The 16,510-nt window shown below is 61.7% G+C and carries 14 protein-coding genes; 2 read left to right on the forward strand and 12 right to left on the reverse strand.

Annotated elements, in window-relative coordinates; translation table 11 throughout:
• Nucleotides 1–72: 72 nt before the first annotated feature.
• From I6L41_RS10925 to I6L41_RS10955, 7 genes are all read right to left on the reverse strand, one after another.
• A complete protein-coding gene (locus I6L41_RS10925; protein WP_005338408.1) occupies nt 73–579 on the reverse strand; it encodes a GNAT family N-acetyltransferase in 507 nt (168 codons plus the stop codon).
• Complete coding sequence (locus I6L41_RS10930) at nt 567–1,373, reverse strand: M48 family metallopeptidase (protein ID WP_100654279.1); 807 nt, start codon at nt 1,371–1,373, stop codon at nt 567–569. The genes I6L41_RS10925 and I6L41_RS10930 overlap by 13 nt, the downstream gene beginning before the upstream one ends.
• A gap of 181 nt (nt 1,374–1,554) precedes the next feature.
• Nucleotides 1,555–2,529 (reverse strand): PstS family phosphate ABC transporter substrate-binding protein, encoded by a 975-nt coding sequence (locus I6L41_RS10935; protein WP_005338411.1) that lies wholly within the window; start codon nt 2,527–2,529, stop codon nt 1,555–1,557.
• Nucleotides 2,530–2,707: 178 nt separating this feature from the next.
• Complete coding sequence (phoR, locus tag I6L41_RS10940; RefSeq protein ID WP_216958800.1) at nt 2,708–4,003, reverse strand: phosphate regulon sensor histidine kinase PhoR; 1,296 nt, start codon at nt 4,001–4,003, stop codon at nt 2,708–2,710.
• 8 nt (nt 4,004–4,011) lie between these two features.
• Nucleotides 4,012–4,701 carry a phosphate regulon transcriptional regulator PhoB gene (gene phoB, locus I6L41_RS10945; RefSeq protein ID WP_216958803.1) on the reverse strand — a complete coding sequence of 230 codons (690 nt, stop codon included), beginning with the start codon at nt 4,699–4,701 and terminating at the stop codon, nt 4,012–4,014.
• 101 nt (nt 4,702–4,802) lie between these two features.
• Complete coding sequence (locus tag I6L41_RS10950) at nt 4,803–5,213, reverse strand: VOC family protein (RefSeq protein ID WP_216958806.1); 411 nt, start codon at nt 5,211–5,213, stop codon at nt 4,803–4,805.
• Nucleotides 5,214–5,342: 129 nt separating this feature from the next.
• Entirely contained in the window at nt 5,343–7,022 is a 1,680-nt protein-coding gene (locus I6L41_RS10955) for a sigma-54-dependent Fis family transcriptional regulator (protein ID WP_216958809.1), read from the reverse strand.
• Between the two features lie 236 nt (nt 7,023–7,258).
• Between I6L41_RS10955 and I6L41_RS10960 the strand changes: the two genes are divergently transcribed.
• Nucleotides 7,259–8,776 carry an aldehyde dehydrogenase family protein gene (locus I6L41_RS10960; RefSeq protein WP_005358870.1) on the forward strand — a complete coding sequence of 506 codons (1,518 nt, stop codon included), beginning with the start codon at nt 7,259–7,261 and terminating at the stop codon, nt 8,774–8,776.
• Nucleotides 8,777–8,856: 80 nt separating this feature from the next.
• Here I6L41_RS10960 and I6L41_RS10965 read toward each other — a convergent pair whose 3' ends face one another.
• Entirely contained in the window at nt 8,857–9,642 is a 786-nt protein-coding gene (locus I6L41_RS10965; protein ID WP_216958812.1) for a helix-turn-helix domain-containing protein, read from the reverse strand.
• Between the two features lie 233 nt (nt 9,643–9,875).
• On the opposite strand from I6L41_RS10965, the gene I6L41_RS10970 reads away from it, so the two are divergent.
• Nucleotides 9,876–10,775 carry a DMT family transporter gene (locus tag I6L41_RS10970; protein ID WP_216958815.1) on the forward strand — a complete coding sequence of 300 codons (900 nt, stop codon included), beginning with the start codon at nt 9,876–9,878 and terminating at the stop codon, nt 10,773–10,775.
• Between the two features lie 81 nt (nt 10,776–10,856).
• On the opposite strand, the gene I6L41_RS10975 is transcribed toward I6L41_RS10970, so the two are convergent.
• Genes I6L41_RS10975 through I6L41_RS10990 form a run of 4 tightly spaced genes read right to left on the reverse strand, consistent with a single transcriptional unit; the run spans nt 10,857 to nt 16,032 of the window.
• Nucleotides 10,857–11,552 carry a response regulator gene (locus I6L41_RS10975; RefSeq protein WP_075115718.1) on the reverse strand — a complete coding sequence of 232 codons (696 nt, stop codon included), beginning with the start codon at nt 11,550–11,552 and terminating at the stop codon, nt 10,857–10,859.
• 3 nt (nt 11,553–11,555) lie between these two features.
• Nucleotides 11,556–13,124, reverse strand: a complete 1,569-nt coding sequence (locus I6L41_RS10980) for a sensor histidine kinase (protein WP_021229142.1) — start codon at nt 13,122–13,124, stop codon at nt 11,556–11,558.
• Nucleotides 13,125–13,141: 17 nt separating this feature from the next.
• Nucleotides 13,142–14,692, reverse strand: a complete 1,551-nt coding sequence (maeA, locus tag I6L41_RS10985; protein ID WP_216958818.1) for an oxaloacetate-decarboxylating malate dehydrogenase — start codon at nt 14,690–14,692, stop codon at nt 13,142–13,144.
• Nucleotides 14,693–14,715: 23 nt separating this feature from the next.
• Nucleotides 14,716–16,032, reverse strand: a complete 1,317-nt coding sequence (locus I6L41_RS10990) for a 2-hydroxycarboxylate transporter family protein (RefSeq protein ID WP_216958822.1) — start codon at nt 16,030–16,032, stop codon at nt 14,716–14,718.
• Nucleotides 16,033–16,510 lie beyond the last annotated feature (478 nt).

The following is a 16,510-nucleotide window of genomic DNA, read 5'->3' on the forward strand; positions in this document are numbered from 1 at the left end:
TCTGTCCAGGGGGGACATTGTATTAATTCGCAAAAAAAATAAAGTGACCGAGGGCGAAAAACGGGAGAGAGATCAGAGTAAACGGCTCATTTGTCGCTGCAGGCAGGGCTGCCCGAGGCTTATCAGGGTGCGCTCCTCGCCATCAAAAACGAAGCCACGGCGCAGGTAAAACCCCTCGCCGATGTGGTTGCCATCGAGCAGCCACAATTTGACGCTATGGCAACCGGCGCGGCGCATCTGCATCGCCACCGCCTGCCACAACCGTTTGCCATAGCCTTGTCGCCAGTGGTCGGGATGGAGGTAAAAAGCGCGGATCAGGGCATGGCTCTGTCCCGCTTCCTGCTGTGGTTGCCAGTAGAGCAGGCCAATCACCACCTCGTCGAGACAAAGCAGCATGGGCCTTGGGCCCGGTTCGGCCAGACGGCTCTGCCAGATCTGCAGATGAGCGGTGACATCGAGCTGTTCCAGCAGGTCGGCGCCGAGCACCTGGCCATAGGCAGCGAGCCAGCTGGCTCGCTGCATCACCGTCATGGCGGCGGCATCGTCGCTGCGCGCCATGCGCAGGCTTATGCCTTGCATTGGGGCACCAGACCGTTGGCGCGGGCCTGCTCATAGAGCGGCAGCACTTGCGCCTGTTGCGCCTGCAACTCGGCGATCCGGTTCTCGTTGCTCGGGTGGGTGGAGAGCAGTTGCGGCGGGGAGTTGCCACCAGCGGCGGCACTCATGTTTTGCCACAGGGGGATCGCCTCGGCCGGATTGAACCCGGCGCGCGCCATCAGCTCAAGCCCCAGCCGATCCGCTTCGCTCTCCTGAGTACGGCCATAGGGCAACATCACCCCCACCTCGACCCCGAGGCCAAGGGCGGCCATGGTGGCGCCGCGATACTCGCTGGTGCCCATGGCGATGTCCGCAGCCGCCAGACCGATCCCCGCCAGCTGGCTACGCGAGAGTCGCTCGTTGGAGTGCTGGGCCAGCACGTGAGTCAGCTCGTGGCCGATGACGGTCGCCAGCTGATCCTGATTCTTGGCCACCTTGAGCAGGCCGCTGTAGACACCAATCTTGCCGCCGGGCAGGGCGAAGGCGTTGACCTGTTTGGAGTCAAACACCACCACTTCCCAGTTGGTGATGCCATAGCTGGCTGGCACCTGGGCGGTCACCGCCTTGGCGACACAGGAGACATAGGCGTTGAGTTTGGCATCCTTGCTCACCTTCTCCTGCTTCTTCATCTGCTCGAAGGAGTCGGCGCCCAGCTGGTTCATCTGCTGGGGAGAGTAGAGCAGCATCTGGCTGCGGCCGGTCGGCGACTGGGCGCAGGCGACCAGCAGGGAACTACAGAGGGCTACCATGCCAAACTTGGTGAGGGACGCAATCATGAAGGGATCCTTTGCCATAACGTTGCCCTATTCTCGGAAATGCCGCCCGGCTACGCAAGGGAGCCAGCCCCCGGCTGGCGGAAAAATATCCATCCTGCGCTATTAACAAAACTGACAGCCGCCAAAAACAAAACGAGCCCGCTTGGGGCTCGTTTTATCAGGGCATGCTGACTGCAGGCAGTTACATGATACCCAGCTTTTTCAGGTCAGCCTGTACCACCTTGGCCGGCACCGGCACGTAACCATCTTTGGCAACGATGTTCTGGCCTGCTTTGGAGAGCATCATCTTGACGAACTCTTGCTCCATCGGGGAGAGCGGCTTGTTCGGATGCTTGTTCACGTAAACGTACAGGAAGCGTGACAGCGGATACTTGCCGGTGATGGCGTTATCGGAGGTCGCTTCGATGAAGGTCTTGCCATCTTTGGAGAGCGGTACTGCACGCACGCCGGAGGTGACATAACCGATACCGGAGTAGCCGATGCCGTTCAGGGAGGCAGAGACAGACTGCACCACGGAGGCAGAACCCGGCTGCTCGTTCACGCCGCTCTTGAAGTCGCCGTTACACAGGGCGTGCTCCTTGAAGTAACCGTAGGTACCGGATACGGAGTTGCGACCGAACAGTTGCAGATCCTTAGAGGACCAGTTGCCATCCAGACCCAGATCAGACCACTTGGTGGCAGCCTTGGCTTCGCCGCACTTGAGGGTGCTGGAGAAGATGGCGTCGATCTGCGGCATGGTCAGCCCCTTGATGGGGTTGTCCTTGTTGACGAACACCGCCAGGGCATCGACTGCAACGCGGATGGCAGTCGGCTTGTAGCCGTAACGCTTCTCGAATGCTTCCTCTTCACCGGCCTTCATGGCACGGCTCATCGGGCCGAACTGGGCAACACCTTCGGTCAGGGCAGTCGGGGCGGTAGAAGAACCGGCGGCCTGGATCTGCACGTTGACGTTGGGGTACAAACGCTTAAATTCTTCGGCCCACAGGGTCATCATGTTGGCCAGGGTGTCCGAGCCGACAGAGGACAGGTTGCCCGAAATGCCGCTGGTCGGTGTGTAATCCGGCAGGTCTTTATCCACACCGGCAGCCAGGGCGCTGACAGAAAACAGGGTTGCTGCGGTGAATCCGATTACACCAGCCAGTTTGTTGAGTTTCATCCAATCTCTCCAAAGTTACAGAAGGTCCGTTCTTAAGACGGCGCCAGTATCTGACCTGGCAGTGACAAATTTATGGATTTAATGTGACACTTTAATGACATGGCGACAGATTTGAACAAATGAAAAGAGGGCCCGTTCAAAGGCCCTCTTTTTGCAGCTAACTCATTGCCATAAAAGACTATTTAATCACCACCATGCGGCCAGGAATGAGAAAGCTGAAGCGGCTGCCAAGGCCGACCCGGCTCTCGATATCGAGCTGGCAGTCGTGATGACTGAGGGCATGCTTGACGATGGCAAGGCCCAAGCCTGAGCCGCCGGTGTGGCGCGAGCGTGCCTTGTCGACCCGATAGAACCGCTCGGTCAGCCGCGCCAGATGCTCGGGGGCAATCCCCTCCCCTTCATCGCTCACGGCGAACAGCGCCATCGCCCCCTGCTTGCGCCACTCCACAGTAATTTTTCGCCCCGCCGGGGTGTAGTGGATGGCGTTATAGACCAGGTTGGAGACGGCACTGCGCAGCTGCTCCTGATCCCCGCGTACCAGCAGATTGGGCTGCACCACAAATTCGATCTGGTGGGCCCGTTCGCCCGAGAGCGCTCGCGCCTCCTGTTCCAGCAGCCCCAGCATGGCCGGCATGTCCACCAGGTGGGAGAGATCCACGGTCGGGGCCGCCTCGATACGGGAGAGGGTGAGTAGCTGATTGACCAGATTGTCCATCCGGATGGTCTGCTCCATCATCACCCGATGCGCCTTGGCCCACATGGCGGGCGGGGGCGGCTCCTCGGTCATCTCCAGATAGCCCTTGAGCACGGTCAGCGGGGTGCGCAGCTCGTGAGAGACGTTGGAGACGAAGTGCTTGCGGGTCTTCTCGAGACTGCGCAAGCGGGTGACATCCCGCACCACCAGCATCGCCTGATCGGAGGCGTAGGGCATGATGCGAAACTCGAGAAACTTCTCCTCGTTGACCGGGGAGTGCATCTCGAGGGGCTCGTCATACGCCCCCTTGCCCAGATAGGCGTTAAAGGCCGGATTGCGAATGAGGTTGCCGATATGCTGGCCGGCATCCTCCGGCCAGCGAAAACCGAGCAGTTGCTCCGCCAGCCGGTTGCACCAGAGGATGCTGCCATCGGTGCGAAACACTACGGCGGCATCGGGCAGCGCCTCGGCCCCCTCCCGGAAGCGGCGGATCAGCCCCGCCAGCTCGCGGCGACGGGCGCGGTGACGCTGCTGCAGCTTGTAGATACCGTTGAAGATGTACTCCCAGCTGCCATTGCCGCTGGGGGGCACCAGGCTGCGGTCGTGCCACAGCCAGTCAGAGAGCCGCTTCTGGAAGCGATAGTGCCAGCCCAGATGCAACACCGCCGCCACCAGCAGGCAGAGAGCAAGGTGATCAACCAACCAGCCAACCAATGCGAAGGGGGCGTAAAAAAACGCCATTCGCCACAACTGTCGCCGCCAGGCGTAAGGTTGCAACATAACTGCCTCTAGAGACGGGTTGAGAAGCGGTATCCGGCTCCACGCACCGTCTGGATCAATCTGTCGTGCCCTGTCTCTTCAATCGCCTTGCGCAGGCGACGAATATGCACATCCACGGTTCTGTCCTCGACGTACACATTGGTACCCCAGACATTGTTGAGCAGCTGTTCACGGCTGTAGACCCGCTCCGGGTGGGTCATGAAGAAGTGAAGCAGCTTGAATTCGGTCGGCCCCATGTCGAGCGCCTTCTCTTCGGCACTGACCCGGTGGGAGACAGGATCGAGTTTCAGCCCCTGCACCTCGATCACCTCATCCACCGAGGTTGGCGACACGCGGCGCATCACCGCATGGAGGCGAGCAGTCAGCTCCTTGGGCGAGAACGGCTTGGTAATGTAGTCGTCGGCACCGGCCTCCAGACCACGCACCTTGTCCTCCTCTTCACCGCGGGCGGTCAGCATCACCACCGGGATCTGGCGCATCACCTCATCCTGCTTGAGCTGCTTGATAAACTGGATGCCACTGCCGCCCGGCATCATCCAGTCGAGCACGATGAGTTCGGGGTAGGGTTCGCGCACCTTCGCCAGTCCATCGGCGTAATCTTCCGCTTCAATCGTCTCATATCCCTTCTGCTCCAACACGAAGCAGAGCATTTCGCGGATCGGTGCTTCGTCCTCGACCACCAGAATTCGCTTAGCCATTCCCTTCTCTCTCCTCTGTGAAGATGGGTGCGCCAATTATTAGAATTTTCTGTGACACTTTTATGACTTTATGACAGGCGGGATGATAAACGTTTTCAGATTCAGTTGGCAGCAGTACGTTGCAACAAGTCCCACCGGTTGCCGCTGATATCCTCAAATACCACCACGGTGCCATATGGTTCATCGCGGGGCTGTTCACAAAAATGAACACCGTACGCCTGCATGCGCTGGTAATCCCCCCAGAAATCAGTGGTCTCGAGGAACAGAAATACCCGGCCACCGCCCTGCTGGCCGATGGCGGCCTGCTGCTGCGCATTGGCCGCTTGTGCCAGCAGCAACGCGGAACCGGGGGTGCCTTTGGGGGCAACCCGCACCCAGCGCTTGCCCGGTTTGCCCGGTTCATCGAGAGGTGTGTCCTCCAGGAGCGCAAAGCCAAGTCCCTCGGTAAAAAAGCGAATGGCCTGATCGTAATCGGCGACCAGCAGGGTCAATGCACCGATGTGTTGTGACATGGCAGAAAATCCTCAACGGATGAGTCAACGGGTGCAATGCCCCCGGCAAAGGCGCATCATAGCGGCTGGACGGGTAGGGCTCCAGCCGTCATGTGCGTCTTGAAACGACCGGTGAGGGGGAGTGAGCACTCAAGGCTCTTCGCGCAGCGTCCGGTAGAGGGTGGTGCGGCTGATCCCCAGCTGGCGCGCGGCCTCACTCACATTGCCGCCGCATGCCGCCAGCGTTTGCTGCACCTGCCGCCGGGTTTGTTCACGCAAGCTGGTTGCCTCCCCCATCGGCAAGGCGCCGGGCTCTGTGGCCACACTGGGCAGATGCAGGTGGGCGGGTTCTATCCAACCCAACCCCTCTGCCAGCACACAGGCCACTTCCACTGCCTGCTTGAGCTGGCGCACGTTGCCGGGCAGCGGATGGGCCAGCAGCTGTTGCTCCGCATCGCGGGTCAGACGCAGGGTCGGGTCCATCTCCGCCAACAGTCGCTGGATCAGCCCCAGACGCTCAGCGGCAGGCCAACGGCGCAGCGGCATCAGCTGCTGACGCCAGCCGCAGATCCGGTAATAGAGGTCTTCGCGAAATGCGCCACTCTGCACCATGGCCGCCAGATCCCGGTGGCTGGCACTGACCAGCCAGAAATCCACCGCCTCCGGCTTGTGACTGCCAACCGGCGTCACGCTGCGCTCCTGCAATACCCTCAGCAGTCGGGTTTGAGCCTGCAGCGGCAGTTCGCCAATTTCATCGAGCATCAGCATGCCGCCATGGGCTGCACGCAGATAACCCTGACTACCCTGGCTGCGGGCACCGCTGAAGGCCCCGCCTACATAGCCAAACAGCTCGGCTTCCACCAGATCTGCTGGTAACGCGCCGCAGTTGACGCACACCAGTGGCTGCTCCCGCCGACTCGACGCTCGGTGCAGGGCCCGCACCAGATGCTCTTTACCGCTGCCAGTCTCCCCCTCGATAAGCAGTGAAATGCCGCGCTCCAGCATCTTGAGCGGCACCTGCTGCGGAGGTGGCACCGGGCTTGAGTGACCCGGCAGCGCGGTGCAGGAAGGTGTCGCGTCCGCTTCTGGCACCAACCGCAAGCCACGCCCCTCGCGCAGCAGTTGTCTGCCATCGAAAGGGTGCTGGCCAAGCCAGAGTCGACCTGCCCGGTTGGCGCCGAGCAGTTCCCCCTCCTCTCCCAGCAACAGGCGAGCGGACCAGAGGCTCTGGGGATCGAGATCCACCAGCCATCCCGGCTGACGCGCCAGCAGTGCGTTTTCGAGGGTCATCGCCAGCAGCCGCACCGTGCCCAGCATGTCGCCATCGTGATGGGCCGCATCGGTGGAGATGTCGAGCACCCCGAGCAATTGCCCATCCGGCCCGAGCAACGGGCAAGCGCTGCAACTGAGGAAGCTGTGCTGGGCGAAGAAGTGCTGATTGCCGAGCACCTGCACTTCACTCTGCTCGGCCAGCGCGGTACCGATGGCATTGGTGCCCTTGCTCGCCTCACCCCAGCGGGCACCACTGCGCAAAAAGATACGCTCGGCATGGCGGGCGAACCCCTCATCACCGCTGGCGGCCAGAATGGCCCCCTCACCGTCACACAACAACAGGCGACAAGGGCGACCCGCCAGCAGCTGGGCAAACAGCGGCAGCACGAAGCGCTGGAAGCAGGCGATCAGCGCCCTGTGCTGCTCCTGACGGGCCGACAGCTCCCCCAGGGGCAGCAAGTCCAGATCGGCACTCTGCTGGCGGCTCAGCCCCTGATGCAGGCAGCGCTGCCAGGAACGCTGGATCGGACCGGGACCGGGTTGAAGTGACTCACTCATCACGCCTCCTGTTCACAAACAGCACGACTGTCTCGGCCACTGTCCAGAAACGGTACAGTTTTATCGCAATAGCCGTGGTCATTGGTTAACCAAGATACGCCGCCACACCCCATTTGATAACGTTTTTGTAACCTTTTGCCTGCTGGTCAGACCCTTTGGCACGCCCCTTGCGATATCAGCTGGCAACCGGTCTGTCAGTCAGCCCGGTCAGGATCACACACATAAAGGATGATGAGATGATTTATACCGCTCCCGGTCAGGCAGGTGCCCTGGTCAGCTTCAAGTCCCGTTACGACAACTTCATCGGTGGTGAGTGGGTGGCTCCGCGCGCCGGCCGCTACTTTGAAAACATCTCGCCGGTGGATGGCAAAGTATTCTGCGAGGTCGCCCGCTCCGACGCCGCCGATATCGAACTGGCGCTGGATGCCGCCCACAAGGCGTTCACCAGCTGGAGCAAGACCAGCGTCACCGAGCGCAGCAATCTGCTGCTGCGTATCGCCGATCGCATCGAGCAGAACATCGAGCGACTCGCCATCGCCGAAACCTGGGAGAACGGCAAGGCGGTGCGCGAAACCCTGGCCGCCGACCTGCCGCTGGTGGTGGATCACTTCCGCTACTTCGCTGGCTGCATTCGCGCTCAGGAGGGCTCGGCCGCCGAGCTGGATCAGAACACCGTCAGCTACCACTTCAAGGAACCCATCGGCGTGGTCGGCCAGATCATCCCGTGGAACTTCCCGCTGCTGATGGCCGCCTGGAAGCTGGCCCCTGTGCTGGCGGCCGGTTGCTGCAGCGTGCTCAAGCCCGCCGAGCAGACCCCGGTCACCATCATGCTGATGATGGATCTCATCAAGGACATCCTGCCTGCCGGCGTAGTCAACGTGGTCAACGGCTTCGGCGCCGAGGCAGGTCAGGCGCTGGCAACCAGCAACCGGATCCAGAAACTGGCATTTACCGGTTCGACCGAAGTGGGCGCCCATATCCTGCGCTGCGCAGCCGACAAGCTGATCCCTTCCACCGTGGAGCTGGGGGGCAAGTCCCCCAATATCTACTTCGCCGACGTGATGCAGCACGAGAGCAGCTACATCGACAAGGCGGTAGAAGGGATGCTGATGACCTTCTTCAACCAGGGGGAAGTGTGTACCTGCCCCTCCCGCGCGCTGGTGCAGGCCAGCATCTATGACGACTTCATGGACCGAGTGCTGGCCCGTGCCCGCACCATAGTGCAGGGCAACCCCCTCGATACCGCCACTCAGGTGGGTGCGCAGGCGTCCCGCGAGCAGTTCGACAAGATCCTGGGCTACATGGAGATCGGCCGCGGCGAAGGGGCCAAGATGCTGATCGGCGGCGGCCCGGCCAAGGTGAGCGGACTGGAGGGGGGGTTCTACATCCAGCCCACCATCTTCTCCGGTCAGAACAAGATGCGGGTGTTCCAGGAGGAGATCTTCGGGCCGGCACTCGGGGTCACTACCTTCAAGGACGAGGCGGATGCTTTGGCCATTGCCAACGACACCCAGTACGGGTTGGGTGCGGGCCTGTGGACCCGCGACAGCAATCTGGCCTGGCGCATGGGGCGTGGCATTCAGGCTGGCCGGGTCTGGGTCAACTGCTACCACGCCTACCCGGCACACGCCGCCTTTGGCGGTTACAAAAAGTCGGGGATCGGCCGCGAGACCCACAAGATGATGCTGGACCACTACCAGAACACCAAGAACCTGCTGGTAAGTCACGACATCAACCCGCTCGGCTTCTTCTAGCGCAAGCAGATGTCATCAGAAAGGGCGCCTGCGGGCGCCCTCCTTGTTTTGCTTCATCAGATGACATGTCCGGCGATTTGTTATCGGGCTGACTGTAGGCGATAACGCTGGGGGGAGCAGCCCAGCTCCCGGTTGAACATGGCGATAAAGGCCGAGGTGGAGCCGTAACCGAGCCGCCAGCTGATCTCCTGAATGGGCATGTCCCCCTTGAGCCAGGCCAGCGCCTTGAGCAGCCGCAGCCGTGCCCGCCACTGACCGAAACTCATCCCCAGCTCCCGCAGGCAGCGCCGCGCCAGGGTGCGCTCTGTGGTGTGCAGTTGTCCGGCCCACTGGACCAGAGTACGGGGATCGGCAGGATCGCTGTGTAACGCCGCCAGCATGGGAGCCAACAGCTTGTCCTGACTCATCGGCAGGTAGCTCTCCTGACAGCGGGTGCGCGCCAGTCGCTCCACCAGTAACTCGGCCTGACGCTGATCCCACTCATCCACCATATGGCCTACCCGCCGTTCGCAAAAATCGCTCAGCAGGGCGCGAATAAGTGGGGTAAGCAGCAGCAATCTGGGCTCTGGCGGCAGCTTGGCCGCCAGCTCGTGGCTGACGTAGATGGAGGTGTAGTCGAGGGTCTGCTCGTTGTAGGAGGTGTGCTCGAGATCCGCCGGTACCCAGATAAGGTAGTCGGCAGGGGCCACCAGTCGCTGATCCCCCAGCTCTATCTCCATGATCCCCAGACTGATCATGTTGAGCTGGCCCCAGGGGTGGGAGTGCAGCACGGTCGCGCTGTCGGCCAGCATCTGCTGGTAACTGAAAAAGAGCGGATTGGGAGCGGGCAGAACGACATCTACCGGCTGAAAGTGGTGAGTGGCCATCAGCGCCCCTTGTCAGCGAGAGAGAGGAGCAGGCGTGATGCAACGCCCTGTTGGCTCGGTCCCCGGCACAGACCAAAAGCAGCCATCAGTTGCGGGCAGACGCAGTCCGGGTGGGCCGGAATAAGGTGCATCAGAAAGAGTTGTCTTTTCTGCTGGGTCATCTGTCTGTTTTACGCTACTTGATAATATAAAGACAAGGGTAGACTTGACCCCCTGTTAATAAGGAGCCTCTGATGCGAATCTTTTCCCCTCTTCTCTTTCCGCTGATGGCTGTGCTGATCTGGGCTACCAATACCGTGGTTTCCAAGGCGGCCGCCAGCGTGCTCGACCCCGCGGCTATCTCCTTCTATCGCTGGGTGATCGCCGCCCTGGCGCTGACCCCTTTCTGCCTGCCCACCCTTTGGCGGCGACGCAGTGAGGTTCGCCCCTGGCTCGGCAAGCTGCTGGTGCTGGCGGCGCTCGGTATGGTGCTCTACCAGTGCCTGGCCTATTACGCCGCCCACAGCACCTCGGCCACCAATATGGGAGTGATCGGCTCCCTCATTCCGCTGCTCACCCTGCTGCAAGGGGCGCTCTTCTTCGGCCAGCGTCCCGGCAAACAGGCACTGCTCGGCATGAGTATCTCCCTGTTCGGAGTGCTTTGGCTGCTTGGCAAGGGCGAACCGCTCGCCCTGCTCCATAACGGCATCAACCCGGGGGATGGCATGATGTTGCTCGGCTCCGCCAGCTACGCCCTTTACGGCCTCTTGATCCGCCGCTGGCAACTGCCGTTTGGCCCCTGGCTCAACCTCTACATGCAGATCCTGCTGGCGGTACTGCTGCTGGTGCCACTCGCTCTCAGTGCCGATTCGATGGCGGTGCCGGCCGAAGGGTGGGGTCTGGTGCTCTTCGCCGGGCTCGCCTCCTCCCTGCTGGCGGCTTACTGCTGGATGCGCGGCCTCGCCTGCATGGGGGCAGAGCGCACCTCGGTCTTTATGAACCTGATGCCACTCTGTACGGCGCTGATCGCCGTCGTCGGCCTGGGCGAGCCGATCCACGGCTATCACCTGCTGGGTGGCGGGCTGATCCTGGGCGGGGTGATGACCTCCCAGCTGAAAAAGCGTGTCCCACTGCCGGAGCGCAATGCAGCCTGACGGGCAACATGCCAAAAACAACAAGGGAGCCGCTGGCTCCCTTGTTCATTTCTATCGTGTTCTGGCGACTGTGAACCAACTTCACCCCGCCCGGCGCCAGCGGTAGCGCCGCTCCGGCCGCCCCCGCTGACCATAGTTGAGATCCACATCCACCCGATCTTCCGACTCCAGATACTCCAGATAGCGGCGCGCCGTGGTGCGGCTGAGGGAGAGTCGCAGCGCCACCGTGTCGGTGGAGAAGACGCTCTCCGGCTCACCCGCCAGCAGATCCAGCACCTGACGCAGGGTGATGCTGTCGATCCCCTTGGGGGTGACACGCATCTCCTTAATCTGGGAGCGCCCCCCCTTGCCCAGCAGTTTGTCGAGATCTTCCTGCTCCAGCCGACCCCGCTCGCAGAGGCGGCTGTGCAGTTGCAGGATCTCGTCCAGACTCTGCTGGATGCGAAACAGCCGCAATGGTTTGATGACGTAGTCATGAACCCCCAGATTGAGGGCCTGCTGTATGGTCTCCACATCCCGCGAGGCAGTCACCATGATGACATAGGCTTCGCGGTTGTGGCTGCGCAGGCGGCTCACCCACTCAAGGCCGGAGCCATCGGGCAGGGAGACATCCACCAGCAGCAGTTGGGGCACCACACCGGCCATCATGGCATCGGCCTGGGCCAGGGTGCCAGCCCGCCCCAGCAGGGAGAAACCGGGTGTCGCCGCCACCAGTTCTGACAAGATGGCACCGATCCGATCGTCATCTTCAATAACAAGCGTGATTATTGGGTCCATGGCTCACATTAATTGGTTTTTATTCAAGTAGATACCAAACAGGGTGGTCTGCTCGGCGGTTCGCCGCCATTCTATCACACCCTCGTGCCGACCCACGGTCTCCTTGACCAGGAACAGACCCACCCCGTGATCGCCGCTCTGGCGACTCACCCCGTAATCGAACAGGTGATCGGCCAGCTCTTCGTCGACCCCCTCACCGCTATCCTCCACTTCGATCACCAGTCGCCGCCCCACATCGCACAGAGAGAGCAGCACCCGCGGCGGCCGCTGCTGGCGGTTGCGCCAGGCCGCCTGCAGGCCGTTATCCAGCAGGTTGCCAATGAGGGTGATGAGATCGGCCGAGACCGAGGCCGGATACTCCGCCAGCGCCGAATCGGGATCGAGCTCCAGGGTCACCCCCAGCTCGCGAGCCCGGCTGAACTTGCCGAGAATAAGCCCCGCCACCGGCTTGTTGTCGATCAGCCGCAGCAGCTCCTGCAGCATGGTCTGGCACGCTTCGTTCTCCTGCTGGATCAGCTCCACCGCCTGATCCACATGGCCCAGCTGCAACAGGCCGGAGAGGCTGCTCAGCTTGTTGGCGAACTCGTGGCTCTGCATCCGCAGCATCTCGGCATACTGGCGCAGGTGGGTCACCTGCACCCCCAGACTGGCAGCCACCTCTGGGCGGCTGAAGATCAGCAGCCGCCCCGGTGCCTTGCCCTGCACCGCCTGCCAGCGGCCGACGAAGGACTCCCCCTGAATAGTGAAGCTCACTTCCCCACCCTCCTGCTCCAGACAGGGGGCAAGGGGTGGCACCAGCTCCGCCAGCGACTGCCCCTGCAGGGCATGGCGCCCGGTAACCGGCAGCCGCAGCTGATAGCTGGCGGTGCTGTTGATCATGTTGATGTTGCCGCGGCCATCGAGGGCGATCACCCCTTCGGTGATGTGCTCCAGCACCAGATCCTGCAGGGTGAAGCGGCGCACGATCGCCTCCGGCTCCAGATCGAGCAGGGTCTTGCGCAGCAGGTATTGCACCCAGAGTGCCAGCAGCAGGCCGCACCCCAGCACCGCTACTATGGCGCTGATGAGCAGGGCCACCCGCTCCATATAGATGCCCTCCACCTGCTGCATCAGGTAGCCCACCACCACGGCCCCCATGACGCGCCCGTCACCGCCCACCACCGGGGAGAAGCAGCGGATCGCCGGCCCCATGGTGCCCCGATCCTTGGAGCAGTAGCTGCGCCGCTCCTGCAGCGCGGGCCAGATATCCTCGCCGCGAAACTTCTGCCCCACCAGCTCGGGGTTGGGGTGGCTGAGGCGGCGACCATGCTCGTCGGTCACCACCATATAGGTGGCGTCGGTGCGGTTGCAGACGGCCTCCACGTAGTCGCGCAGGGTAGGATCACTGCCCTGACGCAGAGCTTCGACCACCCGGGTATCCGCCGCCATGACCCGAGCCAGATCGCTCCCCTTATCCTGCAAGTTGCTCTCCAGCAGATGACGGATAAAGAGGGCCAGCAGGCTGCCCAGAATGAGGATCAGCAGCAGGGAGAGCCCAAGAGAGAGGGTGACAAGCTGGTGGCGAAGTTTCATGCACATACCTTAAAACGTCAGGACGCTGCCCAATAGTGCGGATGCCACCAGGTCTGGTCAATCAAAGGTGCCGGATCGCCGACAAAATCGGCCAACCCCTCCTCGCGGGCACAGAGTGCCACCGCTCTGGCGACGGCGCGGGCCACCTCTCCCACCTGCTCGATGGGGGGCAACAGCCGACCCGCCACCAGCGGATAGGCGCCAACTGCCCGCACCGCGGCCAGCAACATGCCATCGCTGATGCGGCGCGCCTTGACCGCGCAGGCTCCGAGACCGATCCCCGGGAAGACATAGACGTTGTTGCACTGAGAGACCACCCGCCGCTCACCGGTCACCGTCACCGGCGCAAAGGGGCTGCCGGTGGCCAGCAGGGCGCTGCCATCTGTGGCGGCCCACACCTGCTCGGGGGTGGCCTCGGCACTGCGGGTCGGGTTGGAGAGTGGCAGGATCACCGGCTGATCGCACACCTCCCCCATCGCCTGCAGCACCTCGCCAGTAAAGATGCCACCCTGCCCGCTCACGCCAATCAAGACCGCCGGACGCACCTGCCGGATGGTCTCCAGCAGCGAACTACTCCCCTCCTCAACGGCGCGGGCAAACGGCTGTTGGGCGCGAGTCAAGTTGGGACGATCGGCGCAGACCACCCCGTCCTGATCAAACAGCCAGACGCCGTTGTGGCTCCCTGCCAGCTGGGCCAGCATGGCGGCGATACCACAACCGGCAGAGCCCGCCCCGACGATCAGCACCGGGGCATCACTGAGGGCGGTCCCCGCCTGTTGCAACCCGGCCAGCACGCAAGCGGAGGCGACCGCCGCCGTGCCCTGAATATCGTCGTTGAACATGCAGAGCTCGTCCCGATAACGGGTCAGCAGGTTGGCGGCATGCTTGCCGGCAAAGTCTTCAAACTGCAGCACCACCTGCGGCCAGCGCTTGCGAATGGCGGCCACCACCTTGTCCATGAAGTGGTAATAGCTCTCGCCGTCAATGCGCGGGGATTGCCAGCCGAGGTAGGAGTCATCCTCCAGCAGCTCGGGATTGTTGGTACCCACATCGACACAGAGCGGCAGGGTAAGGGCCGGGTTGATGCCACCCGCGGCGGAGTAGAGCGCCAGCTTGCCGATGCAGATCCCCATGCCGCCGATACCGAGATCGCCGAGCCCCAGCACCCGCTCGCCGTCGGAGATGACGATCACGTCCACCTCCTGCTCCACCGACTCGAGGATATTGTCAAGATCGTCCCTGTCATGCCAGGAGAGGTAGAGACCGTGACTGCGCAGATAGAGATCGCTGTGGCGCTGGCACGCCTCCCCCACCACCGGGGTGTAGATGATCGGCAGCAGCTCCGGCAGGTGGTGACGCACCAGATCGTAGAAGAGTACAGGGTTGTCCTCCTGCAACTGGCGCAGCAGCAGATGCTGGTCAAACGGACTCTGCATGGCGCTGACCAGTCGGTAGATCCGGCGCCGCTGCTGGGAGAGAGACTCCTCCTTGTGGGGAATGCGGCCTCGCACACCCTGACGCTTGCGTTCTGCATAGGGCAGGCTGGTGCCCATCATGATATCGTTCATTTTGTTTGTTCCTCAATCCGGTATCAGGCGAACAGGGAGATAAGAGCAGTAGCCAGGATCAGCATCACGGCGCCGCCAAGACGGGAGGAGATCTGGGCAAAGGGCATCAGCTTCATCCGCTGGGCCGCCGAGAGCACCGCCACATCGCCGGTGCCGCCCATGTTGGCCATGCAGAGTCCGCCGGTGATGGCCGCCTCGATGGGATAGAAACCGATCATCCGGCCCACCAGCGCCGCGCCGAGGGCTCCACCGATCACGGTGACCATGACCAGTACGAAGTAGCTGATGGAGAAGGCGCTGATGAGCTCCGGAATACTGGTATAGGCGACGCCGATCCCCACCAGCAGGGAGGGGGTCAGGTTGCTCACTACAAACTGATACCAGTCGGCTGCCGCCTGCTCATAACGGCGCGGCAGCAGGCCACTCACCTTGATAAAGGCGACTGCCAAAATCATCAGGGCGAAGGGGTGCATGGGGATAAAGTTGCCAAGCAGGGAGCCCAGCACAAACATGCTGGAGCTGATGAAAAGGCCCATACCGAGACTCTGCAGGGTCGGCGCTTCGGCCTGCTCGTCAGCAATGCTCTGGCAATTCTCTTTGACCATCAGCTTGCCGTTGCCGGTCAGGGAGGGGTAACGGCGGCCAAGGCGCGCCAGCAGGGAGCCCACCAGAATGGCCAGGGTATTGGCGATCACGACCGCAGGTACCATGCGTGACAAGAGATCCGCACTGGACATCTGCATCGGGCCGGAGAGGATCTCCACCAGAGGCACCGCGCCAGCGCCCATGCCACCGCCCATGATGGGCAGGCCGATCAGCAGTACCGCATTCTTGAAGCCATACCCCATCACGGAGCCGACCAAACCAACGCTCAGCAGTGCCAGTGCGACGCCACCAAGAATGACCGGCAGGTAGCGCATGGCGGCATTTTTCAGCAAAGCGCCGCTCATGCCGAACACCGAACCGGTCACCAGACTGGCGATAAAGAAGTTGAGAAAGCCCCCCTCCTTCATGAAGTTGGTGATGACCTGTCCCGCCTGCACCGGCAGTAACTGATATTCAAACAGGGCGGCACCGCCGAAGATGGCAAGGATAGTGCCGCCACCCAGATATTCGCGGATCGGCATGATCCGCTCGCCCAACTCGGTAAGCAGGGTGCCCAGTACAAACATCAGTGCCAGCGCACCGACCATGCCCAGCGGCAACGAGCCGTTCCAGCCGGAAAAGAGAACACAGGTCGCCAACCCGAGAAATATAAAGAGCGGCATACCGGCAATTTGTTGGCCGCCCATAAAGACGGCCTTTTCTTGTGTGGTTTGTAGGGGTGAGAGGTTTTTCATTGTTATGTACTCTGCGTGTGATTGTGGCCGCTACTTTATTGTTCCCCCTCTCCCCTGTCGGTTAGCCAGACTGCAAAGCCATATAAAAACATTAAAAACTTAAACATCATGGTGCCACCAACGTGCGCAGCACAATAGAACACCAGACATCCGATACCCGACCAAGTCAGGAAATAGGGTGATAAAACGAGCGACCATAATGGCGGATATTTGGGTGATCAGCAGTAATAACGATGCGATGATCTCCCCCCTTCGGGGAAATAACAGAGCCAGATGACAAGCTCTGCGACCATTTATCGCCACAGCTCCTGTGAGTGATAATCAGCGGGCAATGTCATCGCCATAACGCAAGTGCCACGGAGTGCCACATCAGGGTTTGAGTCGGCGTGCAGGAAGCACGCACGATGAAAAGGGTGAGGAGAAAGATGCAAAAAGGGGAGATTAAAATAGTGATGAGCCAAGCCAGAGAATACCAGAG

It is taken from the genome of Aeromonas sp. FDAARGOS 1411, from assembly GCF_019047125.1.
Taxonomy (GTDB): Bacteria; Pseudomonadota; Gammaproteobacteria; order Enterobacterales; family Aeromonadaceae; genus Aeromonas; species Aeromonas veronii.